At 67.9% G+C, this 24,626-nt stretch carries 24 protein-coding genes; 15 read left to right on the plus strand and 9 right to left on the minus strand.

Annotation, left to right across the window (positions count from 1 at the left end; genetic code table 11):
* Positions 1 to 17: 17 nt before the first annotated feature.
* From P2G67_RS07695 to denD, 4 genes are all read left to right on the plus strand, one after another.
* Positions 18 to 1,019, plus strand: coding sequence for an EF-hand domain-containing protein (locus tag P2G67_RS07695; RefSeq protein ID WP_275821672.1), 1,002 nt, complete (start codon positions 18 to 20; stop codon positions 1,017 to 1,019).
* 90 nt (positions 1,020 to 1,109) lie between these two features.
* Positions 1,110 to 1,484, plus strand: a complete 375-nt coding sequence (locus P2G67_RS07700; protein WP_275821674.1) for an HPF/RaiA family ribosome-associated protein — start codon at positions 1,110 to 1,112, stop codon at positions 1,482 to 1,484.
* Between the two features lie 114 nt (positions 1,485 to 1,598).
* Positions 1,599 to 3,041 carry a multicopper oxidase family protein gene (locus tag P2G67_RS07705; RefSeq protein ID WP_275821676.1) on the plus strand — a complete coding sequence of 481 codons (1,443 nt, stop codon included), beginning with the start codon at positions 1,599 to 1,601 and terminating at the stop codon, positions 3,039 to 3,041.
* A 70-nt stretch (positions 3,042 to 3,111) separates the two neighbouring features.
* Positions 3,112 to 4,089 (plus strand): D-erythronate dehydrogenase, encoded by a 978-nt coding sequence (denD, locus tag P2G67_RS07710; protein ID WP_275821678.1) that lies wholly within the window; start codon positions 3,112 to 3,114, stop codon positions 4,087 to 4,089.
* 88 nt (positions 4,090 to 4,177) lie between these two features.
* On the opposite strand, the gene P2G67_RS07715 is transcribed toward denD, so the two are convergent.
* Together P2G67_RS07715 and P2G67_RS07720 are read right to left on the minus strand one after the other, a co-directional pair.
* Positions 4,178 to 5,422 (minus strand): MFS transporter, encoded by a 1,245-nt coding sequence (locus tag P2G67_RS07715; protein ID WP_275821680.1) that lies wholly within the window; start codon positions 5,420 to 5,422, stop codon positions 4,178 to 4,180.
* Between the two features lie 205 nt (positions 5,423 to 5,627).
* On the minus strand, positions 5,628 to 5,750 hold the full coding sequence (locus P2G67_RS07720) for an aa3-type cytochrome c oxidase subunit IV (protein ID WP_275821682.1): 123 nt from the start codon (positions 5,748 to 5,750) through the stop codon (positions 5,628 to 5,630).
* Positions 5,751 to 6,023: 273 nt separating this feature from the next.
* Between P2G67_RS07720 and P2G67_RS07725 the strand changes: the two genes are divergently transcribed.
* The 4 genes from P2G67_RS07725 to P2G67_RS07740 all read left to right on the plus strand — a co-directional run bounded on the left by P2G67_RS07725 (position 6,024) and on the right by P2G67_RS07740 (position 8,758).
* Positions 6,024 to 6,470 (plus strand): hypothetical protein, encoded by a 447-nt coding sequence (locus tag P2G67_RS07725; RefSeq protein ID WP_275821684.1) that lies wholly within the window; start codon positions 6,024 to 6,026, stop codon positions 6,468 to 6,470.
* 13 nt (positions 6,471 to 6,483) lie between these two features.
* Positions 6,484 to 7,227, plus strand: coding sequence for a competence/damage-inducible protein A (locus P2G67_RS07730; protein ID WP_275821686.1), 744 nt, complete (start codon positions 6,484 to 6,486; stop codon positions 7,225 to 7,227).
* Between the two features lie 128 nt (positions 7,228 to 7,355).
* Positions 7,356 to 7,829: a c-type cytochrome gene (locus P2G67_RS07735; RefSeq protein ID WP_275821688.1), complete on the plus strand. Its 474-nt coding sequence runs from the start codon at positions 7,356 to 7,358 to the stop codon at positions 7,827 to 7,829.
* 11 nt (positions 7,830 to 7,840) lie between these two features.
* Positions 7,841 to 8,758 carry a cytochrome c gene (locus P2G67_RS07740; protein WP_275821690.1) on the plus strand — a complete coding sequence of 306 codons (918 nt, stop codon included), beginning with the start codon at positions 7,841 to 7,843 and terminating at the stop codon, positions 8,756 to 8,758.
* 89 nt (positions 8,759 to 8,847) lie between these two features.
* Here P2G67_RS07740 and P2G67_RS07745 read toward each other — a convergent pair whose 3' ends face one another.
* Positions 8,848 to 9,507, minus strand: a complete 660-nt coding sequence (locus tag P2G67_RS07745) for a peroxiredoxin (protein WP_275821692.1) — start codon at positions 9,505 to 9,507, stop codon at positions 8,848 to 8,850.
* A gap of 294 nt (positions 9,508 to 9,801) precedes the next feature.
* On the opposite strand from P2G67_RS07745, the gene otnK reads away from it, so the two are divergent.
* Genes otnK through P2G67_RS07760 form a run of 3 tightly spaced genes read left to right on the plus strand, consistent with a single transcriptional unit; the run spans position 9,802 to position 12,810 of the window.
* A complete protein-coding gene (gene otnK, locus P2G67_RS07750) occupies positions 9,802 to 11,073 on the plus strand; it encodes a 3-oxo-tetronate kinase (RefSeq protein WP_275821694.1) in 1,272 nt (423 codons plus the stop codon).
* Entirely contained in the window at positions 11,070 to 11,705 is a 636-nt protein-coding gene (gene otnC, locus P2G67_RS07755; RefSeq protein ID WP_275821696.1) for a 3-oxo-tetronate 4-phosphate decarboxylase, read from the plus strand. Before otnK ends, otnC begins: the two co-directional genes overlap by 4 nt.
* Before the next feature lie 46 nt (positions 11,706 to 11,751).
* On the plus strand, positions 11,752 to 12,810 hold the full coding sequence (locus P2G67_RS07760) for a TauD/TfdA family dioxygenase (RefSeq protein ID WP_275821698.1): 1,059 nt from the start codon (positions 11,752 to 11,754) through the stop codon (positions 12,808 to 12,810).
* Positions 12,811 to 13,153: 343 nt separating this feature from the next.
* On the opposite strand, the gene P2G67_RS07765 is transcribed toward P2G67_RS07760, so the two are convergent.
* Positions 13,154 to 13,738 (minus strand): NAD(P)H-dependent oxidoreductase, encoded by a 585-nt coding sequence (locus P2G67_RS07765; protein WP_275821700.1) that lies wholly within the window; start codon positions 13,736 to 13,738, stop codon positions 13,154 to 13,156.
* An 82-nt stretch (positions 13,739 to 13,820) separates the two neighbouring features.
* A complete protein-coding gene (lepA, locus tag P2G67_RS07770) occupies positions 13,821 to 15,626 on the minus strand; it encodes a translation elongation factor 4 (RefSeq protein ID WP_275821702.1) in 1,806 nt (601 codons plus the stop codon).
* Between the two features lie 186 nt (positions 15,627 to 15,812).
* On the opposite strand from lepA, the gene P2G67_RS07775 reads away from it, so the two are divergent.
* Positions 15,813 to 16,481 carry a glutathione S-transferase family protein gene (locus tag P2G67_RS07775; protein WP_275821704.1) on the plus strand — a complete coding sequence of 223 codons (669 nt, stop codon included), beginning with the start codon at positions 15,813 to 15,815 and terminating at the stop codon, positions 16,479 to 16,481.
* Positions 16,482 to 16,487: 6 nt separating this feature from the next.
* Here the strand turns inward: P2G67_RS07775 and P2G67_RS07780 are convergent, their stop codons facing one another.
* On the minus strand, positions 16,488 to 17,219 hold the full coding sequence (locus P2G67_RS07780) for a tetratricopeptide repeat protein (protein WP_275821706.1): 732 nt from the start codon (positions 17,217 to 17,219) through the stop codon (positions 16,488 to 16,490).
* Positions 17,220 to 17,275: 56 nt separating this feature from the next.
* Positions 17,276 to 18,229 (minus strand): DMT family transporter, encoded by a 954-nt coding sequence (locus P2G67_RS07785; RefSeq protein ID WP_275821739.1) that lies wholly within the window; start codon positions 18,227 to 18,229, stop codon positions 17,276 to 17,278.
* A 131-nt stretch (positions 18,230 to 18,360) separates the two neighbouring features.
* Between P2G67_RS07785 and P2G67_RS07790 the strand changes: the two genes are divergently transcribed.
* The 3 genes from P2G67_RS07790 to P2G67_RS07800 all read left to right on the plus strand — a co-directional run bounded on the left by P2G67_RS07790 (position 18,361) and on the right by P2G67_RS07800 (position 19,725).
* On the plus strand, positions 18,361 to 18,633 hold the full coding sequence (locus P2G67_RS07790) for a BolA family protein (RefSeq protein WP_275821741.1): 273 nt from the start codon (positions 18,361 to 18,363) through the stop codon (positions 18,631 to 18,633).
* Positions 18,634 to 18,737: 104 nt separating this feature from the next.
* Entirely contained in the window at positions 18,738 to 19,082 is a 345-nt protein-coding gene (locus P2G67_RS07795) for a ribbon-helix-helix domain-containing protein (protein ID WP_275821743.1), read from the plus strand.
* A 106-nt stretch (positions 19,083 to 19,188) separates the two neighbouring features.
* Positions 19,189 to 19,725 carry an NUDIX hydrolase gene (locus P2G67_RS07800; protein WP_275821745.1) on the plus strand — a complete coding sequence of 179 codons (537 nt, stop codon included), beginning with the start codon at positions 19,189 to 19,191 and terminating at the stop codon, positions 19,723 to 19,725.
* 21 nt (positions 19,726 to 19,746) lie between these two features.
* Here P2G67_RS07800 and P2G67_RS07805 read toward each other — a convergent pair whose 3' ends face one another.
* Together P2G67_RS07805 and hrpB are read right to left on the minus strand one after the other, a co-directional pair.
* Positions 19,747 to 21,969, minus strand: coding sequence for a cellulose biosynthesis cyclic di-GMP-binding regulatory protein BcsB (locus tag P2G67_RS07805; protein WP_275821747.1), 2,223 nt, complete (start codon positions 21,967 to 21,969; stop codon positions 19,747 to 19,749).
* 167 nt (positions 21,970 to 22,136) lie between these two features.
* Positions 22,137 to 24,623 carry an ATP-dependent helicase HrpB gene (gene hrpB / locus P2G67_RS07810; RefSeq protein ID WP_275821749.1) on the minus strand — a complete coding sequence of 829 codons (2,487 nt, stop codon included), beginning with the start codon at positions 24,621 to 24,623 and terminating at the stop codon, positions 22,137 to 22,139.
* Between the last annotated feature and the right edge of the window lie 3 nt (positions 24,624 to 24,626).

Consider the following 24,626-nt stretch of genomic DNA (forward strand, 5'->3'; position numbering starts at 1 on the left):
TTGGAAGGAGTCCGATCATGACACGGAAGCTACGTCTACTGATGTTCGCCGCACTGGGCGGTGTCCTGACGGCAGGCACGGCTATGGCGCAATCCTCCGGACTGCAGGAGGAAACCCGCGGCCAGGGGCAGTATCACGATGGCAGTCCCATGGGCATGCACGGCAGCGGTCCCGGCAGCCAGCGCGGCGCGCAGCAGGACGAGGATGGCGACTGGTCGCCCCGGTCGCGTGATCGTCGCGAGCGTGGCGAGAGCCGGGGAGCGGGCCAAAGTCAGGGTCAGGGCTATGGCTATCAAATGGGCCCCGGCTATGGTTATCAGATGGGTCCGCAGATGGGTCCGGGCTACGGGCATGCCCCAGGCATGGGTGGCTACGGCATGGGTGGTCACGGCATGGGCGGCTATGGACCCGGCTACCCTGGTGGCGGTCAGCCGGGCATGGGCCCCGGAATGATGGGCCCCGGAATGATGGGCCCCGGAATGATGGGCCAGGGTATGATGGGCCCAGGCATGATGGGGTGGGGCCAAGGCTATGGTGCCGCACACCCCTGTCCGTGGCCGGGCCATGGGCCGCAGTACGGCCAGCAGTGGGGCGGCGGCCCCGGGGCTGGCTGGCAGGAGGGTGCAGGCGACGGGAAGCGGGGCGATCGCCGCGACCGGCGCGAGGCGCGCGATCCGCAGCGTGGCATGATCGACCGCGACAATGACGGCAGCATTTCTGCCGACGAGGCCGCCGCCCACGCCGAAGGCATTTTCGAGTTCCTGGACCAGGACGGCGACGGTGCGCTGGTGCTCGAAGAACTGCAGGCCCGTCAGCGGTCGCGCGGTGACGCGGACGGCCCCCGGGCGGAACGGCGCCAGCAGCGCCTGGAGGAACGTTTCGGCGAGATGGATGCCGATGGCGACGGTGAGATCTCGAAGGAAGAGTTCATGACCTTCCACCAGGAGCGCTTCGAAAGCATGGCGAGCGAAGGCTCGGTATCACCCTGGCAGTATCGCGGACGCCATCACCGCTACTGAGCGACGCGCTAGGCAGAAACTGCCTGACCGGTCGGGGCAACCTGCCCCGGCCGCTATCTCTCGTGTTCCCCTCAATGCACAGGAAACAAGATGCAGACCGAACCTGAAATCGTCTTCCACAACCTGGACCACTCGCCGGCCGTCGAGACCCTGGTGCGGGAACGCCTGGAGAAGCTGGACCGACTCTTCGATGGCATCGTGTCCTGCCGCGTGGTGATCGAGCGCAGCCAGCACCGCCACCGCAAGGGCGACCTGTTTGCCGTGAACATCGTGATCGGGGTGCCCGGGCAGCAGCTTGTGGTCAATCGTGCCGGACCCAAGGACCACGCCCACGAAGACATCAAGGTGGCACTGCGCGATTCCTTCGATGCGGCCGAGCGCCAACTGGAAGACCATGCCCGCAAGGTGCGCGGCGACGTGAAGCATCACGAACCGCGCCCGCAAGCCCCCTCTGAAAACGTGTAACAGGGCCGGCCGCCCTGACCCGGTGACCCGTCCCATCATCTTTGGGTGGCGCCGGATGGCCGCTTGCGGCATCTGTGAGTGGGGGCGGTCGGCAAGACAGGAAGCAAGGCGACCATGCGGGCAGACCATTCGAAGCACACGACCTTTGGCGCTGGCCTTTCCCGCCGTCGCCTGCTGTTGACCGGTGTCGGCCTCGTGGTGGCGGGGGTGCTGCCGCGCACCGCGCGGGCGCAGGCCGAAGCGCAGCGCCTGATCGCCAGTCCAGGCCGGGCGCAAGTGGCGCCGGCCGGCTATCCGCAAACGGAAGTCTGGGCCTACGACGGCGTGGTGCCGGGCCCGACCCTGCGGCTGCGGCAGGGCGAACGCCTCGACCTGGTGGTGGAAAACCGCCTGGAGGAGCCCACCACCATCCATTGGCACGGCATCCGCTTGCCCAATGAAATGGACGGCGTCGCGCATCTGACCCAGGCGCCGATCCAGCCGGGCGAGAGCTTTCATTACAGCTTCGACTGCCCCGATGCCGGCACCTTCTGGTACCACCCGCACTTTCGCAGCTTCGAGCAGGTGGAGCGCGGACTGGCCGGAGCGCTGATCGTCGAGGAGGCGGAGCCGCCGCAAGTGGACCGGGATCTGCTCTGGGTGCTCGACGACTGGCGCCTGACCGAGGAGGCCGCCATCGCCGAGGATTTCGGTGCCTTCCACGACATCAGCCATGCCGGCCGGCTCGGCAACAGCGCGACCATCAATGGCCGCAGCCCGGAGCCCCTGGCGGTTCGCCCCGGCGAGCGGCTGCGCCTGCGGCTCGTCAATGTAGCCAATGCCCGTGTTTTCGGCCTCAACTTCGAGGGCCATGCGCCAAGCATCATTGCCTGGGACGGACAGCCGGTGGCGCCGCACGGTCTGCCGGACGGTCGGCTGATGCTGGGCCCCGGCATGCGCGCCGACCTGATCATCGACATGACCGGCGGTCCGAACGAGACCTTTGCGGTCACCGATTCCTTCTACCCGAACCAGACCTACCGGCTGGTGGACATCGCCTATGAGGCGGAGGTGGTACGCGAGGAGTCCCTGGGCGCGGTGCCAAGCCTGCCGGCCAATCCCGTGGCGGAGCCGGATCTGGAAGCCGCGGAGCGGCACGATCTGATCTTCGCCGGCGGCATGATGGGCGGCATGACCGGGGCCGAATTGGACGGTCGTCAGGTCTCGCCGCGCGAGTTGATGCAGCATGGCTTGGCCTGGACCGTGAATGGCGTGGCCGCGCACGATCATGATCACCGTCCCATGCTCTCCCTGGATCTGGGCCGCAGTTACGTCCTCACCCTGCGCAATGACACCGCCTGGCCACACCCCATCCACCTGCACGGCCATGTCTTCCGGGTGCTGAGCCGCAATGGCAGGCCCACGCCGCATGGAGAGTGGCAGGATACGGTGCTGCTGATGCCGCAGGAGGAGGTGGAGATCGCCTTCGTGGCCGACAACCCCGGCGACTGGATGTTGCACTGTCACATCCTGGAGCATCAGCTGGGCGGCATGAGCGGCGTGCTGCGCGTGGCTTGAGCTTGACCCCGAGGGCGTTCCGGTATCGGATCCCGCAGCAAGAATTCACCTGAAGGGAAGGGAAAGCCCAATGCACGTCCTGGTCATCGGCGCTGCCGGCATGGTGGGCCGCAAGCTGGTGGAGCGCCTGGTTGCCGACGGAACACTGAACGGTCAGTCCATTTCGACCATGACGCTCTACGATGTGGTCGAGCCCACGGCCCCGGCCGGGGCCGGTTTCAGCGTCGAGACCCGAGCCGGCGACTTTTCCGCCGAAGGGGCGGCAGAGGCGCTGATTGCCGGGCGCCCGGACGTCATTTTTCATCTGGCCGCCATCGTCTCCGGCGAGGCGGAGCTGGAGTTCGACAAGGGCTACCGCATCAACCTCACCGGCACCTGGGCCTTGCTCGAGGCAATCCGCAAAGCGGAGTACCGTCCGCGCCTGGTCTTCACCAGCTCGATCGCGGTTTTCGGCGCACCCTTTCCCGAGACCATCCCCGATGATTTCCATCACACGCCACTGACCTCCTACGGCGTGCAGAAGTCCTGCGGCGAGATGCTGCTGATGGACTACACCCGCAAGGGCATGGTCGACGGCATTGGCATCCGCCTGCCGACCATCTGTGTGCGCCCGGGCAAGCCCAACAAGGCGGCCTCAGGCTTCTTCTCCGGCATCATCCGCGAGCCTCTTGCCGGGGTGGAAGCTGTCTGTCCCGTCGATGCCGACGTGGTCCACTGGTTCGCCAGCCCGCGCTCGGCCGTCGGCTTCCTGATCCACGCCGCGGGGCTGGACGGGGAGACGGTGGGGCCGCGCCGCAACCTGACCATGCCCGGCCTCGGCGAAACCGTCGGCGGCATGGTCGAGGCGCTGCGCCGGGTGGCCGGCGATCAGGTCGCAGACCGCGTGCGCTGGGAGCCCGATCCCTTCATCCAAGGCATCGTCGCCGGCTGGCCCACCACCTTTGAGGCCAAACGCGCCCGCGAGTTGGGCTTCAAGGCGGAAAGCAACTTCGAGGAGATCATCCGCGCCCACATCGAGGACGAGCTGGGCGGCAAGATCGCGTCCTGACCGGCCGACTTATTTCTGGCCGGCGTTATCTTGGTAAAAGCGCCCCGCAGGTCCGGCTTGCGGGGCGCTTCTGTCTTCAGAGAGCGGTTCAGGCGCTCGGCTTGCCGGTCAGTTGGCGCGGGTGCACGTCACGCGCCGGCAGGTAGACCAGCACGGCCAGCAGCACCAGCGAACCCATGGTGGTGAAGAGCACCCGGAAGCCGGCGTCGGCGATGACGCCCTGCGAGCCTGTGTAAGCATCGAGCAGCAGCGAGCTGCAGAGCTGGAACAGCGCGGCGCCGCCGATGATGCCGATGTTGATGGTGGTGATGCCGCGCCCGGCCAGGTGATCCGGCAACAGCCCGCGCCCATGGGCGATGATCAGCATGCTGGCGGCCGAGAAGAAGGCGATGGCGCCGAGGAAGAGCGTGACCAGGGTCAGGGACGGCGCGGGATGGATGCCAAGGGCGAGCAGCAGCAGGCCAAGCGGCACGATGCCCGCCAGCACCGCGCGTTTGCGTGAGTTGAAGAGCTGGTCCAGCGGTCCGAAGCAAAGCGCGCCCACCAGGCTGGAGGCCGGCATCACCAGCAGCACCTCGCCCACCTGGGCGGAGGTCAGGCCGAAGCGCGTTTGCAGATAGGGGCCACCCCACAGCCCCAGAATGGTGATCATGCTGGGATAGCCGACCAGGGCCAAGACGAAGGCGCGCTGAATGTCGCGCATCTTCAGGATTGACAGCGAACCCTTCAGCGTTTCCGACCAGGAGCTGCGCGAGGCCTGGCGGCTGCGCGGTCGCGGCGTGTCGCGCACCAGCAGATAGACCAGCAGGGAGGCGACAAGGGTCACTCCGGCAAGGGCGACGAAGCTGCCGCGCCAGCCGACGGTTTCCACCGAATAACCCAGCGGCGCCGTGGCCAACAGGTTACCGAGATGGCTGGTGGAGATGATCACCGAGGAGATCAGCGCGAAGTGCCGCGCCGGGAACCAGCCGGAGATGGCGATGAAGGCTCCCATGATCACCGCGGCGCAGCCCACCCCCAGCAGCACGCGCGCGGCGATGAGCACGACCAGGCGGTCGCCGGCGGCGAACAGCAGCGCGCCGGCCACAGCGAAAAGCAGCAGGCCGCTGATCGTCAGCCGCGGGCCGTAGCGGTCGAGCAGGATGCCGGCGGGCACCTGGGTCAGCATGAAGGCGACGAAAAAGGCCGCGGTCATGCCGCCATAGGCAGCGGGCGGCAGGCTGAGGTCGGCCATCACCGGGGCGGCCAGCACCGAGTTGGCGGCGCGATAGAACTGACTGACCATGGCGGCCAGGCAGAGAACGCTCAGGACCAGGAAACGCTGGAGATGCATGGCTCCCGACTCCCTTGGCCCGTCCTAAACTCGCAAGCCGGCACACGGCGGCGGGGCCTTCCGTGCCGGCGGGATGCGCGTACGTCGCGGACAAGCCGGGAAGGGGCGTGGGGCGTGTCACGCCCAAAGAGCGATACGGGCCACTGAAGGGAAAACCGGACAGAACTTGCCGGCCAGTGGTCCCGCTGCGCGGGAAAGACGGGAATTATACCAGGAAGAGGGCCATGAGGATGAGCACCACGGCAACGATGACGGCGCCGGCGGTGGAAAACTTGATGAAGCCAGAGTAGGTCGACTTGTGGTCCTGCAGCATCCGGTCGTCGGTCATGCTCGTGCGATCCCCTTTGTTGGTCGGGCCCCTGCGTGTCCGGCCCCTGAATATCCGAGTGGGCAACACGGGCGTCCTCGCCCGCCTTTTGCAGCCTATGTAGGAAAATCCCCGCCCGGGCTCAAGCAAATCCGGGTTTTGCCGGCCTGACCAAGGCGGACCCTGCATCGGGAGACAGCACCGGGAGGCAAAGGTGGCAGAAGGACGTGACAAAGCTGCCTGCTTTGCTTCCCACTTGCACTTGCGCAACGCGGGTCGCAAGCTGTCGGCATGATGGCACTGACTTCTTCCACACCCCGAGCCGCCTGCCGCCCACCGATTCTCTGGGGCGTCGCCCTGGCGGGACTGCTTGCACTGGGCGCCTGTGCCCAACGATCGGCCGAAGCGCCGGCGGGCGAAGGCGCGGCCCCGGCCTACCGCTATGATGAGCCCAGGCAGGAAACCTCGCCTCTGATCTACGACGATTCGGCCACGCAGCCCGGTCAACGTGGAAGGGACGAGGGTTACCAGGAAGCCAATGAGCAGTGTGATGCTTATGCCCGCGCGGTGGTGGCCCAGGACCGACGCATCCGCAGTGACCGGGACACGATGCGCAGCAGCCGCCTTGGTTCGGCCCCGATGAGCTCACTCAGCCGCTCCATGCGCGACCACGGCGAACAGGGCAGCTACGAGCGGCACTTCCGTCAGTGCATGGAAAGCCGCGGGACCTCCACGGAGTGAGCGGCAGGCTGAGATGAGTCGGATCTACACCGCCGCCGTGCTGGTGATCGGCAACGAGATTCTCTCGGGACGCACCCAGGACGCTAACATTGGCTACCTGGGCCGCCGCTTGAACGAGCTGGGCATCCGCCTGCTCGAGGTTCGGATCCTTCCGGACCTGCAGTCGGCGCTGGTGCCGGCGCTGCGCAGGCTGAAGGAGGATTACGACTACCTGTTCACCACCGGCGGCATCGGCCCGACGCACGACGACATCACGGTGGATTGCGTCGCCGCGGCGTTCGAGCGCCCCGTGATAGAGCATCCCGAGGCCCGTCGACTGCTGGAAGACTATTACGGCGACCGCATCAACGACGCGCGTCTGCGCATGGCGCGCACGCCTGAGGGGGCCGGGCTGATCGAGAATCCGGTCAGCCGCGCGCCGGGCATCAAGATTGAGAACGTCTTCGTGCTTGCCGGGGTGCCGCGCATCATGCAGGCGCAGTTCGAAGCCCTGGCGCCGGACCTGGTGGGCGGTCTGCCCATGCAGTCGGTTTCACTGCCGGTGGCCATGCCGGAGTCCGAGGTGGCGCCGGGATTGGGTGCTTTGCAGGAACGCTATCCCGACGTGGAGATGGGCAGCTATCCCTATATGCGCGACGGTCGTGTCGGCACCTCGCTTGTGCTGCGCGCGACCGATGAGGCCCGGCTGAAGGCTGCGACAGATGAACTGCGCGACCTGATCGCCGCGTTGGGCGGTGGCCTTGACGAGGATATGTGACGGGGAGCTGCCACGTAGCTCGGACGCCCGAGCGAACAAAGAATGTTTGCGGCAAGGGCACGCGGGCCGCTAGTCTTCTGACATGAGTCCGCTACGACAGGGTTCGGAAAAAACAGGGAGACGATGCCATGCGCTGTACTAAGTCCCTCTTCACGCTTCTGGCGGCCGGCCTGCTGATCGCCGCACCGCTGGCGGCCCAGGCCGACCCAGCGGAGATCATCGACGAGCGGCAGGAGTTCATGAAGGGCCTCGGCCAGCAGCTGGGCGTCGCCCGCTCCTACGTTCAGGACGGCGAGGGCACTGCTGCCGATGTGGCCGAGGCTGCTCGGACCATTGCCGAGCGCGCCGGCGAGATCGTGGCCCTCTTCCCCGAGGGCACCGGCATGCACGAGGTGGATATCGAGACTGGGGCACGCCCGGAAATCTGGGAAGATCCGGATGATTTCGCGGCCAAAGCCGAGGGACTGAGCGAAGCGGCCACCAGCTTTGCCGAGCTTGCGGAGTCCACCGAGGACCCGGCCGAGATCGGGGCCGGCATGGCCGCTCTCGGCCGTGACGGCTGCGGTGCCTGTCACCGGACCTATCGCGAAGAACTGGATTGATCGCAGCCGCGATGCTTTTGCGCGCTCTGCCGGCCTTCCTGGGCCTGGCGCTGCTGGTGACGGCGGCGCAGGCCCAGGAAGAGCAGGATCAGGAAGAGCAGACCCAGGAAGAACAGGCTGAAGCGACGGCAGACCTCTCGCCTGCCGAGGAGCGGGGGCGCCAGGTCTTCCTCGCCGCCTCCTGCGCCGGCTGCCACACGGCGCCGGACGAGGGCACATTCCTGGCCGGCGGGCGGGCCATCTCCTCGCCCTTCGGCACCTTCTACAGCCCGAACATCACACCGCATCCGGAGGCCGGGCTGGGCAACTGGAGCGAGGCGGAGTTCGCCCGCGCCCTGCGCGAGGGGCGGATGCCGGGCGGTTCAGCCTACTATCCTGCTTTTCCCTATACCTCCTACACCGGCATGAGCGATGCCGACGTGTCGGATCTCTGGGCCTATATCCAGACCATCGAGCCCTCGGACCAAGCCAACCGGGAGCATGATCTCTCCTTCCCCTTCGGCTTCCGCTTCCTGCTGGAGCCCTGGCGGCTGCTCTTCTTCGAGGAGGGTCGTTTCGAACCGGATCCGGCTTTGAGCGAGGAAGAGGCGCGCGGCGCCTATCTGGTCGAGGTGCTGGGCCACTGTGGCGAATGCCATACGCCGCGCAACCGCCTGGGCGCGCAGGAGCAGGACCGTGCCTTCGGCGGAACCGCGACGGGGCCGGATGGGCGCCGGGTGGCGAACATCACACCGCACGAGGACGGCCTTGCCGACTGGAGCGCCGGCGACATCGCCTACTATCTGGAGACCGGCTTCACGCCGGAGTTCGACTATGCCGGCGGCGCCATGGTGGAGGTGATCGAGACCTCCACCAGCCAGTTGAGCGACGCGGACCGCCAGGCCATGGCGGCCTATCTCAAGCGCCTGGCGCCCCTGCCGCGCGAGTGAGGCAGATCGCATTCATTCGAAGTCGCTGCGCGATCCGAATGAATGCGTGACTCTGCGTTACACCTTTGAATCCGCTCTGACGTCGTGGCCTACTTCGGCTGCGGCACGATGCGCAGGTAGGGCTTCAGGGCCTTCCAGCCGTCGGGGTAGCGCTTCTTGGCCTCCTCGTCGGAAACGGAGGGGACGATGATGACGTCCTCGCCCTGCTTCCAGTTGACGGGCGTGGCCACCTGGTGCTTGGCGGTGAGCTGGCAGGAATCCAGCAGGCGCAGCACCTCGTCGAAGTTGCGGCCGCTGCTCATGGGATAGGTGAGCATCGCCTTGATCTTCTTGTCCGGCCCGATGATGAAGACCGAGCGCACCGTGGCGTTGTCAGCGGCACTGCGACCCTCGGAGCTGCTGCCGTCGCTCTCCGGCAACATGTCATAGAGCTTGGCGACCTGCAGTTCCGGGTCGCCGATCATCGGGTAGGTGACGGCATGGCCCTGGGTCTCCTCGATGTCCTTGGCCCAGGCCGCGTGGTTGTCCACCGGATCGACGCTCAGGCCGATGATCTTGCAGTTGCGCTTCTCGAACTCGGGCAGCAGCCCGGCCATATAGCCCAGTTCCGTGGTGCAAACGGGCGTGAAGTCCTTGGGGTGGGAAAAGAGGATGGCCCAGCCATCGCCGATCCACTCGTGGAAGTTGATGGTGCCCTGGGTCGTCTGCGCCGTGAAATCCGGCGCGACGGCATTGATCCGCAAGGTCATGATGTACCTCCAATGTGGCAGAAGCCGTGTCCCGCCGCCCGGATGGCGGCGGAGACTGTCGCTCGGGCGGGAAAGATCGGCACGCAGCACTGTGCTGCCGACGGCCGCCGAGCCTGACCGGCGCATTGCACCAAGAATCACCGCGCCGCGCAATCGCCCAATAGGCGGACTCGAGACGCTTCGGCCCTCAGTTTCCCGCTTGTGCTCGGATGGTCTTCGAGCACGTTCGGGAAGGCTGGACCCTGTGCCATACGCGGTTTAGCTTTCCGGACAAACACGAAACGGGGAAATACCATGCTGCTTGGCTGTATTGCCGATGATGTAACCGGAGCCAGTGACCTGGCCTCGACGCTGGTGCGCGAGGGCATGCGCACGGTGCAGGTTCTGGGGGTGCCGGCGAGTGACTGGACGCCGCCGGATGTCGACGCCGTGGTGGTGGCGCTCAAATCGCGCACGGCGCCGGTGGCCGAGGCGGTGCGGCAATCCCTGGAAGCGCTGGAATGGCTGCGCGGTGCCGGGGCGCGGCAGATCTTCTTCAAGTACTGCTCCACCTTCGATTCCACCGATGCCGGCAACATCGGGCCGGTGGCTGAGGCCCTGCTGGAGGCGCTGGGCGGGGAGCAGACCATCTACTGCCCGGCCTTTCCCACCAATGGCCGCTCGATCTATCAGGGGCATCTCTTTGTCGGTGACCGCCTGCTGTCGGAAAGCGGCATGGAGAACCATCCGCTGACCCCCATGACCGATGCCGACCTCGTGCGCGTCCTGGGTCGCCAGACCCGCCATCCGGTGGGGCTTGTCCCCTATGCCAGCGTGTCCGGGGGTGCCGAGGCGATCCGCACCGCCCTGGACGAGCTTCGGGCCGAAGGCAAGCGCCACGCCATCGTCGACGCGCTGGACGATGCCCATCTGCGCGCCATCGGCAAAGCCGTGGCGGATCTGAGCCTGGTCACAGGCGGCTCCGGCGTGGCGCTGGGTCTGCCCGAGAACTTCCGGCGCAGCGGCCTGCTGCAGGCCGAGGTCAGCGACGCGCTGCCGGAGATCGCGGGCGCGGCCGCCGTGCTGAGCGGCAGCTGCTCGCGCGCCACCAACGCGCAGGTGGCGCACTTCGCCGCCAAGCGACCGGCTTTGCGCCTCGACCCCCTGGCGCTGGCCCGTGGCGCGCAGAGCGTCGAAACGATTCTCGACTGGGCGCGGCCGAAGATGGGCGCGGAGCCGATCCTGATCTACGCCACCGCCGAGCCCGATGCCGTCGCTGCCGTGCAGTCCGAACTGGGGCGCGAGGCGGCCGGCACGTTGGTCGAGGAAACCCTGGCCGGCGTGGCCAAGGGACTGGTCGCGGCCGGGCTGCGGCGCCTGGTGGTGGCCGGCGGCGAGACCTCCGGCGCCGTGGTGGCGGCCCTGGGCATCGCTGCGCTTCGCATCGGCCCGGAGATCGATCCCGGCGTGCCCTGGACCGCGACCCTGGGCGAGCCGCCGCTGCTCCTGGCGCTCAAGTCGGGCAACTTCGGCACGGTCGACTTCTTCGAGAAGGCCTTTCGGCAGCTGCCGGGAGGTGGGGCATGAGCGAGGAGAACCGGCTGCGCGAGCGTATCGCGCTGCACGGCAAGTCGCTCTTCGAGCGCGGCTATGGCTGCGGCTCCTCGGGCAACATCTCGGTGCGCCTGGAGGATGGCATCCTGGTGACGCCCACCAACTCCAGCATGGGTCGGCTCGACCCGGCGCGCATCTCCCGCCTCGACTGGCAGGGCAACCTCCTTGCCGGCGATAAGCCCTCCAAGGAGGCCTTTCTGCACCTCGCCATGTACCAGGAGCGCCCCGAGGAACGCGCGGTGGTGCATCTGCATGCCACCCATTCGGTGGCGGTCTCCTGCCTGGCGGAGATTAACCCCGAAAACGTGCTGCCGCCGATCACCGCCTACTACGTGATGCGCGTCGGCAAGCTGCCGCTGCTGCCCTACTACCGGCCGGGCGACAAGGCACTGGCCGAGGCGGTGCGGACTGCGGCGCGCGAGCACCGTGCCATGCTGCTGGCCAACCACGGGCCCGTGGTCGCGGGCAAGGAGCTGGATGCGGCCGTCTATGCCGCCGAGGAGCTGGAGGAGACGGCGAAGCTTTTTCTGCTGCTGCGCGGCGAGCGCACGCGCTACCTCACGCCCGAACAGGTGGGCGAGCTGACCGCGCACTTCCCAACCTGAGGCGCGGAACAAGCGAGAAAAAAGACGAAGGGGAGAGCGGGGAGCGATGAAGTCACCGCGGAGGATCGAGGGCGCCTGTGTCTGGGACGGACAGGAGATGGCGGTTTCGGATCGCTGGATCATCGAGTTGACGAGGTCGGAGATCGCGACTCTGGACGCGGCGGTGGCGACGGCGAAGCGCCGCGGCACGCCCTGGCAGGAACTCACCCGCGAGAGCTTTGCGCTGCCGGGCCTGGAGGAGCGGCTGGCGGCGGCGCGCGCCGAGCTGGAAGAGGGCAGCGGCATGGTGAAGCTGCGCCGCATTCCGGTTGAGCGCTACGAGCCGGCCGACCTGAAGCGCCTCTGGTACGGTCTCGGCCTTCACCTCGGCAGCCCGCGCTTCCAGAACGCCCGCGGCGAATTGATGCGCGAGATCTGCGACGAGGGCGCCGGAATCGGCGAGCGCTACGGTGCGGTGGAGACCGACAAGGGCACCTTCCTTTCCTCCTACGCCCGCACTCTGAGCAACGGCGCGCTGCGCTTCCACACCGACCGCTGCGATGTGGTGGGCCTGCTCTGCGTCAGCCAGGCCGGCAGCGGCGGCGTCAGCACGCTCTGCTCCTCGGCAGCGGTGCACAACAGAATCCTGGAGCGCCGGCCGGACCTCGCCGCCGTGCTCTACCAGCCCTATCACCGTAGCCGTTTCGGCGAGGAAAAGGGCGCGGAGCGGCTGGCCTACCCGCTGCCGATCTTCGGGCAGAGAGACGGCAAGTTCACCAGCCACTATTCCCTCACCTACATCGAGGCGGCAGAGCTGCTGCCCGACATCCCGAAGATGACGGCGGTGCAGCGCGAGGCGCTGGACATGCTGATGGCGGTGGCAAAGGAGCTCTCCTTCGAGATGACGCTGGAGCCGGGCGACATCCAGCTATTGAACAACCACGTCATCTACCACGGCCGCACGCCCTTCACCGACGATGCCGAGGCGGGCCGCCAACGCCTGCTCTACCGCCTCTGGCTCGCCATGCCCAACAGCCGTGCGTTGCCGGAGGACCATGCGGTGCTCTGGGGGTCAGTAGCGCCCGGCGCCCTGCGCGGCGGCATCGGCCAGGAGGCGATGGGATAGGGGGAGGAGCCTCCCATCCCAATGGCATCACCGCGAGCCGCTTGCTCCGCTGCACGGTGACTGATCTGGGAGAAACCCCTCACCACAGCCGTCATCGCGAGGAGGCGCAGCCGACGTGGCGATCCAGGGTCACAGGCCAGTCGCCCTGGATTGCCGCGCTCCCTGCGGTCGCTCGCAATGACGGCGTTTTGGGCCGCGTCGGCGTCGTACGGATGCGGGGGCTGCCGATTCCTGCCGCCGTCATCGCGAGGAGGCGCAGCCGACGTGGCGATCCAGGGTCACAGGCCAGCCCGTGTGGCTGCCACGCTCCCTGCGGTCGCTCGCAGTGACGCGGCTCTCCGCGCTACCGCGCCCGCTCTCCCAGCCGGCGCATTTCGTCCAGCCAGCCTTGGCGCCGCTGCTGGCTGGCGCTGGCCACCATGCCGAAGAGGGTCTGGCGCACCGGCTTGAGGCCGACGAAGCCGAAGAGGCTGCGCGATAGGCCTTTCAGGGCGTGGGCGCCGTAGAGCCAGCGGTAGGCCAGCGCGGGCATGCCCATGGTGACCACCAGGCGCACCGAGCGGCCCTTGAGCCGTCCCTTGGGAAAGCCCTTGCCCTTGGTCGCGAAGGCGAAGCCGGGGCGCAGTGTTTGCTCGAAGAAAGCCTTCACCAGGGCGGGCAGGGTGCCGAGCCACAGCGGGAAGATCACCACCACGTGCTCAGCGGCCAGCAGGGCCTCTTGGGCCCGGCGGATCTCCTGCGTGGGTGGCTCCTCCTTGAAGGCAGTTTCGCTGCGCAGCAGGGGAATGTCCATTTGGGCGAGGTCGAGGCGCGCGACCTCATGCCCCGCCTTGTGTGCGCCCTCGGCATAGGCTTCGGCCAGGGCGCGGCAAAGGCGCGCCGGGTCGGGGTCGGGATGGCCCTGGATGATCAGAATGCGGCGCGGCATCGGAGGGCTCCGGCGGTTATGGTTCGCCGGCTCCTTGCCACACCTACCGATTGGCGGCCATGACCTGGATCAGCGGGGCACGCTACTCCTCGCCCATGCGCAACGCGGCCAGGAAGGCGGACTGCGGGATCTCCACGTTGCCGAACTGGCGCATGCGCTTCTTGCCTTCCTTCTGCTTGTCCAGCAGCTTGCGCTTGCGCGAGATGTCGCCGCCGTAGCACTTGGAGGTGACGTCCTTGCGCATGGCCGAGACCGTCTCGCGCGCGATGACCTTGCCGCCGATGGCGGCCTGGATGGCGATCTTGAAGAGCTGACGCGGGATCAGTTCCTTCAGCTTCTGGCAGAGCGCCCGTCCGCGCGCTTCCGACTGGCTGCGATGGACGATGAGCGCCAGAGCATCCACCGGCTCCTGGTTGACCATGATGGAAAGCTTGACCAAGTCGCCCTCGCGATAACCCTCCAGGTGATAGTCGAAGGAGGCATAGCCGCGGGTGACCGACTTAAGGCGGTCGTAGAAGTCGAAGACCACCTCGTTGAGCGGCAGCTTGTAAACCACCATGGCCCGGTTGCCGGCATAGGTGAGGTCCTGCTGCTCGCCGCGGCGCTCCTCGCAGAGCTTGAGCACCGAGCCCAAGAACTCGTCCGGCACCATGATGGTCGCCTTGATCCAAGGCTCGTCGATGGAAAGCACCTTGGTGGGGTCTGGCATGTCGGAGGGGTTGTGCAGGTGCAGCGTCTCGCCGTTGCGCTGATGCACGTGATAGACCACCGAGGGCGCCGTGGTAACGAGGTCGAGGCCGAATTCTCGCTCCAGGCGCTCCTGCACGATCTCCAGGTGCAGCAGCCCCAGAAAACCGCAGCGGAAGCCGAAGCCCAGCGCCGGGGAGACTTCGGGCTCGAAGACGAAGGAGGAGTCGTTAAGCGCCAGCTTGCCCAGGCTATCGCGCAACTCCTCATAGTCGCTGGCGTCGGCCGGGAAGAGGCCGCAGAAGACCACGGGGATCGAGGGCTGGAAACCGGTCAGCGGGCCGGCGCAGGGGCGGCGCTCGTCGGTGATGGTGTCGCCCACCTTGGCGTCGGCAATGTCCTTGATGCCGGCCACAACATAGCCGAGCTCGCCGGGGCCGAGTTCCTGGACCTTGGTTTTGGTCGGCTTGAAGATGCCCACCTGGGTCACGTCGTGCAGGGCCCGGGTGCCCAGCATGCGGATCTTCATGCCGGCGCGCAGCTTGCCGTCCATCACCCGCACCAGGACCACGACGCCCAGATAGGCATCATACCAGGAATCCACCAGCAGGGCCTGCAGCGGCGCCTCGGCATCGCCTTCTGGCGGCGGCAGGCGATGGACGATGGCTTCCAGCACCTCCTTGACGCCCACGCCGGTCTTGGCCGAGATCTGCAGCGCGTCGGTGGCATCCAGCCCCACCACCTCCTCGATCTGCTCGCGGATGCGCTCGGGCTCCGCTGCCGGCAAGTCGACCTTGTTAAGCACCGGCACGATCTCGTGGTCGTGGTCGATGGCCAGGTAGACATTGGCCAGCGTCTGCGCTTCCACGCCCTGTGAAGCGTCCACGAGCAGAAGTGAGCCTTCGCAGGCCTTAAGCGAGCGGCTGACCTCGTAGGAGAAGTCCACGTGGCCAGGCGTGTCGATCATGTTGAGCTGGTAGGTATCGCCGTTGTCCGCGGTGTACTCCAGGCGCACAGCCTGGGCCTTGATGGTGATACCGCGCTCACGCTCCAGGTCCATGGAGTCGAGCACCTGCTCCTTCATCTCGCGCTCGGTCAACCCGCCGCAGAGCTGGATCATGCGGTCGGCCAGGGTGGACTTACCATGGTCGATGTGCGCGATGATGGCGAAGTTACGAATATGACTCAGGTCGATGCTCATGCCGGTCCGGTTACCGTGACTGGGGCGCCCTGGGCGTGCAGACTTCTGGGAGCCTGCGGGCTCATTGAGGGCGGAAAATAGGGTGGACGGGCCGCTGCCGCAATGTCATGCGGACGCGCTCTTCCTGCAATCGGCAGAATCCCGGCCCTGTTCAGTCCGGGAGACAGTCCGTATATGGTGGCGCTCATGCGTGTCCTCTACCATCATGCCCTCAATCCCGGCAGCCGCAAGGTCCGACTGGCGCTGGCAGAGAAGGGCCTCGAATTCGAGCTCAAGGCCGAGCAGGTCTGGGAGCGGCGCCAGGCCTTCCTGCGCCTCAACCCGGCTGGCGAGGTGCCCGTTCTCATCGAGGAGGACGGGACCGTGGTGCCCGGAGACGGGGTCATCACCGAGTACCTCGACGAAATCTATCCCGAGCGCCAACTGCTGGGCGAAACGGCCCTAGACCGGGTGGAGGTGCGCCGTCTGACCAACTGGTTCGACCGCAAGTTCGCGCGCGAAGTTTCCGAGCCGCTCCTGGAAGAAAAGCTGCTGAAGCGCCTGGCGCGCAGCGGTTCGGCGGACTCCCAGGCGATTCGGGCCGCCAATCACAACATTCACCACCACCTGGAATACCTGGCCTGGCTGGCCGAGCGGCGCAACTGGCTGGCCGGCGAGAGCCTCAGTCTTGCCGACCTGGCGGCTGCGGCGCATCTCTCCTGTGTCGACTACCTGGGGCACGTCCCTTGGGATAATCACCCCGTGGCGCGGGACTGGTACGCCCGGATCAAGTCGCGCCCGATCATGCGCGCACTGCTGTCCGATAGCGTGCCGGGGGTGCCGGCGCCGGCGCACTACGCTGATCTGGATTTCTGAAGGCTTTTATTCGGCGGTCGCCTCGAGGCGCTGCAGGTTTTCGCGCGCGATGCGCCCAGCCTCGCCCTGAGGGTCCAGGTCACTCGCCTGCCGCCAGTCCATGGCGGCGGCTTCGGTCTCGCCCAGTTCGATCTGCACGATGCCGCGCTGCATCAGCGCCTCGGCATTGTCCGGCTCCAGGGAAAGCAGGCGGTTGAGATCATCGAGCGCCAGTTCCGAGGCATCGACCCGGCGGTAGGCCTCGGCGCGCAGCAGCAGCGTTTCCGTGCGCTGTGGCGCCAGCTCCCAGGCGCGGTCCAGGTCATCGATCGCCTGCCACCAGCGCTCGCCTTCTGCGCGCACGATGGCGCGGTCGATGCGCAGCTCCACATCGCTAGGCGCCTGTTCGATGGCGGCGCTCAGGGCAGCATCCGCTGCATCGCGATCGCCGCCCAGCAGGTGCAGCCAGGCCGCCTCGGCCAGCAGGCCGGGACGGGCCTCATTCTCGACCAGCCGGGCCACGCCCTCCAGTTCCTGCGCCGCTTCACCATAGCGCTGCAACTCGGCGAGCGCGGCCGCAGCACAGTGGCGCGCGGCAGCACCTCCGCCCTGCTGTCGCCAGGCCTGGGCGCGCTCCAGCGCCTGCGCGGGCTGCGAGGCCGCTTCTTGCAGGCAGGCCTGATGGCGATCCTGGGCCGTTGCCGGCAGGGCGGGGAGTAGGGCGACGAGCGCAAGGGCGAGGAGGGGTAGGTGCAGCATGGCTGCAGGGTGCGTCCGGAGCGCGCCGCCTGCAAGAGCCTTGCGTACCCTCAATCCTATCGTCGGCGCCGATTGCGGCGCAGGTCCGAAAGATTGACCAGCGTGACGCCCAGCAGGATGGCCAGCAGACCTGCGATCACGCTGAGCGTCAGGGCCTCCTGGACGATGACCGCGGAGGAGAGCACGCCCACCACCGGGACCCCAAGGAAGCCAAGCGAGGTGGACATGGCCGGTAGCGCCCGGGTCACCGTGAAGGCGGCCCAGTAGCAGAAGCCGGTGGCCAGAACGCCGTTGTGCAGCAACAGCAGCGCCAGATCCCAGCGCGCCGGCGGGCGCCAGTCGGGATGGAAGAAAAGCGCGCCGGCCAGCAGCGGCGGCATGGCGACCAGCAACTGCCAGGGCGCCAGCTCCAGCGGCGAGCCCTGCCAACGGCGCGAGCGCACATGCAGGATGGCCACGGCCCAGGCCAGGGAAGCCAGCATGAGCAGCGCATTGCCGCGCAGTTGGGCCGTATCGGCCCAATCGAAGGCCATCGGGTTGAAGAGGATCGCCACACCCAACAGGCCCGCAAGCAGGCCGAGGGTCTTGAGTGGCCGCAGGCGCTCGCCCAGCAGCAGCAGGGCGCCCGGCACCACCCAAAGCGGTGTGGTGTAGGCCAGGATGGCCGAGCGCCCCGCGCCCACCACCGGCACCGCCAGATTGATGATGAGCAGGAAGGCGGCGATCTGCAGCATGCCGACCGAGAGGATCACTGGCAGGTCGCTGCGCTTCGGCAGGCGCAGGCTGCCCACGGCGGCCAACACGGCAAAAAGCGCAAGACAGCCCAGGAAGACACGCAGGAAGGCGAACCAGAAGGCCGGAATCATGGTCAGCCCGATCTTCATGATCGGCCAGTTGCTGCCCCAGATCAGCACCGTGAGCGCAAAGAGGCCGTAGGCCAGCGCGGGAGCGGGCGCCCCCGGTGCCGCCCCTGGCGCTGGGGGCGGCGCGGAGCTCGATGTTCTGCTCATGAAATCAGGTCATCCTCCCCAGCGCATCCATGCTTGCCGCCGCGGTCCGGCTTGACAGGCCGGCGGGAGCGACGGAGCGTCGCCTCTTGCCATACCTTTCCAAGCCATACAGCCCCAAGGAGGTCCATGCCATGTCGATGTCGCAGAACCTGGAGCGGAAGCTGCGTGAGGCCTTCGCGCCGCAGGAACTGACGATCCAAGACGATTCCGCTCGCCACGAAGGCCATGCCGGCGCGCGGCCGGGTGGCGAGACACACTACAGGGTGCGCATTGTCTCCGACCGCTTCGTGGGGCTCAGCCGGGTGGAGCGCCAGAGAGCGGTCTATGCGGTGCTCGGCGCAGAGTTCGAGGCTGGCTTGCACGCCCTGCAGATGCAAACTCTTACCCCTGAGGAAGCGAAATAAACTGATCAGTACGCCTTTCGGATGTGAAATAGACTTGCGCTGCTCGCAACGGACGCGCGATTAATGGAGGATGAAACGCCGCCGCCTCAATCATTGGGTGCACCATGCCGACACGCGCCCTTGAATCCCGCCCACTGGACGGCCCCGTGGAAGCCTCTGCGCCTCGATCGAAACGGGATGCCGTAGATCATGGCGCGCAGGAACTGCGCAACATCCGGGTCCAGGAACGCCGTACGTCGTTGCGCCTGGAAAGCCCGATGTGGGATGCCCTTGAGGAGGTGTGCCTGCGCGAGGGCGTCGGCATGGATCGCCTGATATCCTGCATCCGAGCCACCAGCGAGGGAAATCTCGCCTCGGCCGTGCGTACCTTCCTGGTTACCTACTACCGCGCCGCCGCCACCGAACAAGGCCACAAGGCCGCCGGCCACGGCCTGTTCCGCGACTGCTGAGCGCCGTTTCGCGCAATCCGCTGATCGACAATCGGCCAGCTGATGCTTGCCCCCGTCCCGGTCGTTTCCCACACTGCAGGTGAGGGACAGAGAAGGAGCGGGTGGCTTGGACGGAGACGGGACGAACTTCGAACAGCGCAGGCCTGCGGGCGACGACCGGGAGCGTTTGGTCTGTCGCGATTGCGGCTTCATCAACTACCAGAATCCGAAGATCGTCGTCGGCTCGGTGGTGTTGTGGGAGGAGAAGCTTCTGCTGTGCCGTCGCGCCATCGAGCCCAGTCTCGGCTATTGGACGCTGCCGGCCGGCTACATGGAGCTGGGTGAGACGGCCGATGCCGGGGCCCGGCGGGAGGCCTGGGAGGAAGCGCGTGCCCGCATCGAGATCGACCAGCTGCTCGCCGTCTATTCCATTCCGCGCATCAGCCAGGTGCAGTTGATCTACCGCGCGCGGCTGCTGGACGATGCCGTGTGGGCCGGGCCGGAATCAAGCGATGTCGGGCTGTTTGCCTGGGCCGACATTCCCTGGGAGTCGCTCGCCTTTCCTTCCGTGCACTGGGCCCTTCGCCACCATCGCGAGGTGGCCGGGCAGGAGGCTTTCGTTCCCTTCAGTAACCCAGTGGAAGGACGGCCCGCTGGCTTGTGAGGGCCTCGCTCCGTTAGCCGGTCAGCCCTGGCTGCGCCGACGGCGGCGACGCTGACGGGTGATCAGCGCCAGGATCAGCAGCGTCAGCAGGATCGCGCCCCCCGCCAGGATGGCATGGCGGTGCCGGTCCAGCAGTTCGAGCCAGGTTTCCGCCCAGGGGTAGCGCAGGCGCGCGGCCGCTTCGGGTTCGGTCTGCAGCGCCAGGGCCACGCCCCCGTCGTCGATCCAGGCCAGACTGTTGCGGCCCAGGGAGAGACTTGGCGGCGCCGGATAGCGACCCTGACCGTCGGGCAAAACCCACAGTCCGCTGTGCTCGCCAAGCCGCGCCAACTGCACCACGGCAGTTTGCAGCGGCGCATCGGTTTGCAGCAGGTTGCGGCCGGTTCCATCGCGCAGAGTGAGCTGGCCATCGGAGAGGTCGAGCGGCGCCTGTGGCCGCAGTCCTTGCGCCTGGCCAAGCAGCAGGAAGGGGCCGTCGACGCTGGCCGGAGCGCTCTCTCCGAAAAAGCGCAGGCGGGGTCGCACCCGGGCCGGCAGCAGAGTTTCGCTTACGCGCGCGAGCAGCGGCAGGGCTGCGGCTGGGTCGGCCAGCAGGCTTTCAGGCAGAAGGAAGAGCGGATCCTGCCCCATGTGGCTGATTAGTTCGTAGAAGTCGCGCGGCCGCGGTGCCTCTTGCTCGGTGAGGATGCGGCTGCTGGCCAGCAACTGGGCGGGAGTATCAGCCGGCGGCAGGGTGCAATCCTCGGCGCTCTGGACGCGGCGCAGCACCACGCGCAGGCGGTTCTCCGTGCCGATGAGATAGGTGGGCAGAGCCAGGGTTTCGCGCCGCCGTTCGCCGCTGCGTCCGGGCGGAATGCTGGCCAGCAGCGAGTCGTTGAAATAGACGTCAAGCGGGCCCGAGCGCGAGCCGTCCGGACTGCCCGGCAGAATGAGCTGCAGTTCCACCGCGGTGGGCAAGCGACCTTGGGGCAGGTCGCGCAGGGCGAAGTCGAGGAGCCATTCGGAGCGGCCCGCGGCGCTGCGCAGACCATCGTCAAACCCGAGCTCGGCAAAGGTGGCGCCGTCTCGCTTTGGTGCGTCTGCGCTCAGCGACTGCTGCAGGTCTGCACGCAGGCTGCTGGAGTCTGCCAGACTTGACCAGGGCCCTGTCAGCAGCCCGATCGCCGGCTCCGGATCACTGCTGCCGGCCGCGATCACCGGGTAATCCAGGAAGCGCACCAGGCGCAGATCGGGAGCGTCGCCTGGCTGCGGTTGCAGGCGTGTCGAGGGGAGCGGCATTTCGCCCTCTGCGGCGCCGGAGAAGCGCTCGAAACGTTCCTGTGCTTGTGCCACCGCGCTTTCCAGTGCCGCCAGTTCGCTGCGTGCGGCCACGACGATGTGACCGATGCCAAAGCTCTCGTCCGGTGCAAAGCCCTCGAACAGCAGGCTGCGCGCGCCGGCCAAGCCGGAGGCCAGCTGCCCAACCGGCGCATCGGCCGGGATCTCCGGCAGTGGCAGATAGCGCACCTCGCGGCCGCTGGCCTGCAGGCGCCGGGTGATCTCCAGCAGCGCGGCAAAGGCGCCCGGCGAGAGCGGTTCGCGCCCCAGCGAGACCGTGACCCGCTGCGGCAGCAGCGACCAGGCCGAGGCCAGGGACTGGACGCTGTGGGCATCGATGGCCAGGTGCAGGCCGCTGCCCGGCCCGATCCGTACGAAGTCCGTCAGGGTGCGTTCATCGAGGCAGCGGTTCTCGCTGCGGCTCGCCCGGAACTCCAAGCCCACCGAGAGGCTGTCACCGCTGAGGCTGGCCGGGTCGAGGGGGAAGGGCCAATCGCTCTCGCCTTCACCGGCTAGACCCCGGGTGGCGCGTGGCATGCCGTCAATCGACAGGCGTAGGCTGGCGGTCTCGCTGAAAGGCGTGACATGCTCCAGCCCCAAGCCCAGCCAGCCCTCTTCGATCGTCACGCCGTGCGGTAGGGGAAAGCGCAGCTCCCGCGCGTCGGCGACGCCTTCCAGCGCCAGACCCTGGAGATGACCCAAGCGGGCCAGGGGAATGCGGCGAATGATGCGGGCGGAGGGTTGCGTGTCCGAAGCTTCTGCACCTGGCTCCTCAGTCCCGGCCGCTTCGACCTCGGTCGGATCGGCAGCCTCTTCCTGGGCAGCCAAGGGCGACACCAGCAGCAGGGCCAGCAACAGACTGCCAAACAGGCTCGGGCGGCAAGCCCCAAGCTGGGCGCGCAGCTTTGCGGGCGCTGCGACACTCATAGCGCGGCCGTCCACACCCATGCCCTGCGCGGCCCAGCCACGCCGACCCGCCCCAAGTCTGTCCGCCCCAACCGGCTGTCTCTCTTGCTGTCTCGTAACGGCCGCCAGCATAACCCAAGTGACCCTGCGGCCAAAGCATGACGCTGTTCGTCGGCTCGTGCGCTCGCTCATCGCCGCGCCTTGGCCCTGGCTGTGGCCGGGGCGGTCAGGGGATCCTCCGGCCAGGGGTGCTTGGGGTAGCGGCCGCGCATCTCGGCGCGCACTTCGCGGTAGCCCTCGCGCCAGAAGGTGCGCAGGTCTCCTGTCACCTGAAGCGGCCGACCGGCCGGGGAGAGCAGGTGGAGCAGCACCGGCACCCGCCCGCCGGCCACACTCGGGCTCGATTCGGCACCGAACATCTCCTGCAGCTTCACCGCCAGCACCGGCTGCTCGCCGGTGCCATAATCCAGGCGGTGGCGCCGGCCACTGGGCGCGGTGAGGTGCGTGGGGGCCAGGCTGTCCAGGCGTTGACGCTGCGGCCAGTCCAGGCGGTCGGTCAGGATGGCGGTGAGGTCGAGGCGCTGCAGATCCTCCAGGCGGGTCATTCCGTGTAGGTAGGGCTGCAACCAGCTGGCCAGGTCCCGGGCCAGCGCCGCATCGGACAAGTCGAGCCAGGTCTCCTCGCCCTCGACACGGCGCAGCAGGGCGACGCGCGCCTGCAACTGCCGGGCAGCCTGGTTCCAGGGCAGCGATTCCATGCCGCGGCGTTCTACGGCCTGCAGCAGCGCGGCGGCGATCTGCTCGGGGGCGGGGCGCGCCAGCGGCCGTCTCTCAAGCACCAGGGCGCCGATCCGGCGCTGCCAGAGGGCCTCCACGCGTCCGCTGCGTTCGTTCCAGGTGATGGTCTCGCTTTCCTCGATGCGCTCGGCGCACACCAGCTCGATCTCGGCCTGGGTGAGGGGAGCGGCCAGGAAGATGCGCGCATCGCGCTCGCCGCCGTCCAAGTGGGCCACCGCGAGCCAGTCTGCCGCCGCGAGCGGGTCCTCTACCCGCAGCACCGCGCCGCGGCCGTTGGCGAGCTGAAAGCTGCCGGGACGGCCGGATCGGGCCTGGCCCAGGCGCTCGGGATAGGCCAGGGCCAGCAGCCGGCCGGCGGCCTCGCTGGAGGCCGGCTTGCCCGAAAGTCCGAGGCGACGGCGCCAGTCGGCGGCGGCCTGGCGGCAGCGCCGCAGCAGACCCCGATCCACCGGCAAACCCTGGGTCGTCGCAGCCCCCTCGCGCAGCAGATCGAGTCGCAGACGCAGGTCGGCATCGCGCGCGCCTTTCAGGATATCGCGTTCCGACAACAGAGCGGCGAGGTCGCAGGCCAAGGGTTTCTCTTCGCCTTTCGCCGCAAGCAGCATGTGCGCCAGGCGCGGATGCGCGGAGAGCCGGGTCATGGCGCGCCCGTGCTCCGTGATGCGGCCATCAGCATCCAGCGCTCCCAGAGCGCTCAGCAGGTCGCGTGCCTGTGCCAGGGCGGCTGCGGGAGGCGGATCGAGCCAGGCGAGCTGCTCTGCCTCCTCCACGCCCCAGGCGGCCAGTTCAAGCGCCAGTGGCGCCAGGTCGGCATCCAGGATTTCGGGACGGTCGAAGGCCGGCAGCGCACGCTCCTCCGCGGCACCCCACAGGCGGTAGCAGTGGCCGGGCGCGGTGCGGCCGGCGCGTCCGCGCCGCTGGTCCGCGGCTGCCCGGGAAACGGGACCGGTTTCCAGGCGGGTCATGCCGCTGGCCGGGTCGAAGCGGGCCCGGCGGGCAAGCCCGGAATCGATCACCACCCGCACGCCCTCAATGGTCAGGCTGGTCTCGGCGATGGCGGTGGCAAGGATGACCTTCCGCTGCCTGGCCTCGGCCGGGCGCAAGGCCGCGTCTTGACGTTCCGGCGGCAAAGCGCCGTAGAGCGGGCGCACCTGCACCGCTTCATCCGTGATGACCTCAGTCAAGGCGGTCTCGCAGCGGCGGATCTCCCCCTCGCCGGGCAGGAAGACCAAGATGTCGCCTCGGGCTTCGCGCAAGGCCTGGCGGACCGCCGCGACGATGGCCGGCTCCAGGCGGTCGCGGGGGCGCCCCAGATGGGTCACGCTCACGGGATGCTGGCGCCCGGCGCTGGTGAGCCGCGGGGCATCGCCAAGCAGGGCGGCCACGGCAGTGCCGTCCAGGGTGGCCGACATGACCAGGAGACGCAGGTCGTCGCGTAGGGCCTGGACCTCGAGACAGAGCGCCAGGCCCAGGTCAGCCTGCAGGCTGCGCTCGTGAAACTCGTCGAAGATCACCAGCCCGACGCCGTCCAGTCCGGGATCGCTCTGCAGCCGGCGAGTCAGGATGCCCTCGGTCACCACCTCGATGCGGGTCTCGCGGCCGACCTTGCTGTCCAGGCGGGTGCGGTACCCAATGCGCTTCCCCGGCACCTCGCCCAGCAGGCTTGCCATACGCGCCGCGGCAGCACGGGCCGCGAGCCGGCGCGGCTCCAGCATCAGGATCTTCTGACCGGCGAGCCAGGGTTCCTCCAGTAGGGCCAGGGGAACCAGCGTGGTTTTGCCGGCTCCCGGCGGCGCCTCGACCACCGCAGCCCTCTGTTTTGCAAGCGCCCGCCGCAAGTTCGGCAGCAGCTCTTCGATGGGCAGGGTCTCGGTCATGGT

Source organism: Aquibaculum arenosum (assembly GCF_029222965.1).
Classification (GTDB): domain Bacteria; phylum Pseudomonadota; class Alphaproteobacteria; order Kiloniellales; family DSM-21159; genus Aquibaculum; species Aquibaculum arenosum.

Excerpts from the sequence above, each read along its gene's own strand:
- P2G67_RS07695 (WP_275821672.1), top strand. The coding sequence starts at position 18 with ATGACACGGAAGCTACGTCTACTGATGTTCGCCGCACTGGGCGGTGTC.
- P2G67_RS07700 (WP_275821674.1), top strand. The coding sequence starts at position 1,110 with ATGCAGACCGAACCTGAAATCGTCTTCCACAACCTGGACCACTCGCCG.
- P2G67_RS07705 (WP_275821676.1), top strand. The coding sequence starts at position 1,599 with ATGCGGGCAGACCATTCGAAGCACACGACCTTTGGCGCTGGCCTTTCC.
- denD (WP_275821678.1), top strand. The coding sequence starts at position 3,112 with ATGCACGTCCTGGTCATCGGCGCTGCCGGCATGGTGGGCCGCAAGCTG.
- P2G67_RS07715 (WP_275821680.1), bottom strand. The coding sequence starts at position 5,422 with ATGCATCTCCAGCGTTTCCTGGTCCTGAGCGTTCTCTGCCTGGCCGCC.
- P2G67_RS07720 (WP_275821682.1), bottom strand. The coding sequence starts at position 5,750 with ATGACCGACGACCGGATGCTGCAGGACCACAAGTCGACCTACTCTGGC.
- P2G67_RS07725 (WP_275821684.1), top strand. The coding sequence starts at position 6,024 with ATGGCACTGACTTCTTCCACACCCCGAGCCGCCTGCCGCCCACCGATT.
- P2G67_RS07730 (WP_275821686.1), top strand. The coding sequence starts at position 6,484 with ATGAGTCGGATCTACACCGCCGCCGTGCTGGTGATCGGCAACGAGATT.
- P2G67_RS07735 (WP_275821688.1), top strand. The coding sequence starts at position 7,356 with ATGCGCTGTACTAAGTCCCTCTTCACGCTTCTGGCGGCCGGCCTGCTG.
- P2G67_RS07740 (WP_275821690.1), top strand. The coding sequence starts at position 7,841 with ATGCTTTTGCGCGCTCTGCCGGCCTTCCTGGGCCTGGCGCTGCTGGTG.
- P2G67_RS07745 (WP_275821692.1), bottom strand. The coding sequence starts at position 9,507 with ATGACCTTGCGGATCAATGCCGTCGCGCCGGATTTCACGGCGCAGACG.
- otnK (WP_275821694.1), top strand. The coding sequence starts at position 9,802 with ATGCTGCTTGGCTGTATTGCCGATGATGTAACCGGAGCCAGTGACCTG.
- otnC (WP_275821696.1), top strand. The coding sequence starts at position 11,070 with ATGAGCGAGGAGAACCGGCTGCGCGAGCGTATCGCGCTGCACGGCAAG.
- P2G67_RS07760 (WP_275821698.1), top strand. The coding sequence starts at position 11,752 with ATGAAGTCACCGCGGAGGATCGAGGGCGCCTGTGTCTGGGACGGACAG.
- P2G67_RS07765 (WP_275821700.1), bottom strand. The coding sequence starts at position 13,738 with ATGCCGCGCCGCATTCTGATCATCCAGGGCCATCCCGACCCCGACCCG.
- lepA (WP_275821702.1), bottom strand. The coding sequence starts at position 15,626 with ATGAGCATCGACCTGAGTCATATTCGTAACTTCGCCATCATCGCGCAC.
- P2G67_RS07775 (WP_275821704.1), top strand. The coding sequence starts at position 15,813 with ATGCGTGTCCTCTACCATCATGCCCTCAATCCCGGCAGCCGCAAGGTC.
- P2G67_RS07780 (WP_275821706.1), bottom strand. The coding sequence starts at position 17,219 with ATGCTGCACCTACCCCTCCTCGCCCTTGCGCTCGTCGCCCTACTCCCC.
- P2G67_RS07785 (WP_275821739.1), bottom strand. The coding sequence starts at position 18,229 with ATGAGCAGAACATCGAGCTCCGCGCCGCCCCCAGCGCCAGGGGCGGCA.
- P2G67_RS07790 (WP_275821741.1), top strand. The coding sequence starts at position 18,361 with ATGTCGATGTCGCAGAACCTGGAGCGGAAGCTGCGTGAGGCCTTCGCG.
- P2G67_RS07795 (WP_275821743.1), top strand. The coding sequence starts at position 18,738 with ATGCCGACACGCGCCCTTGAATCCCGCCCACTGGACGGCCCCGTGGAA.
- P2G67_RS07805 (WP_275821747.1), bottom strand. The coding sequence starts at position 21,969 with ATGAGTGTCGCAGCGCCCGCAAAGCTGCGCGCCCAGCTTGGGGCTTGC.
- hrpB (WP_275821749.1), bottom strand. The coding sequence starts at position 24,623 with ATGACCGAGACCCTGCCCATCGAAGAGCTGCTGCCGAACTTGCGGCGG.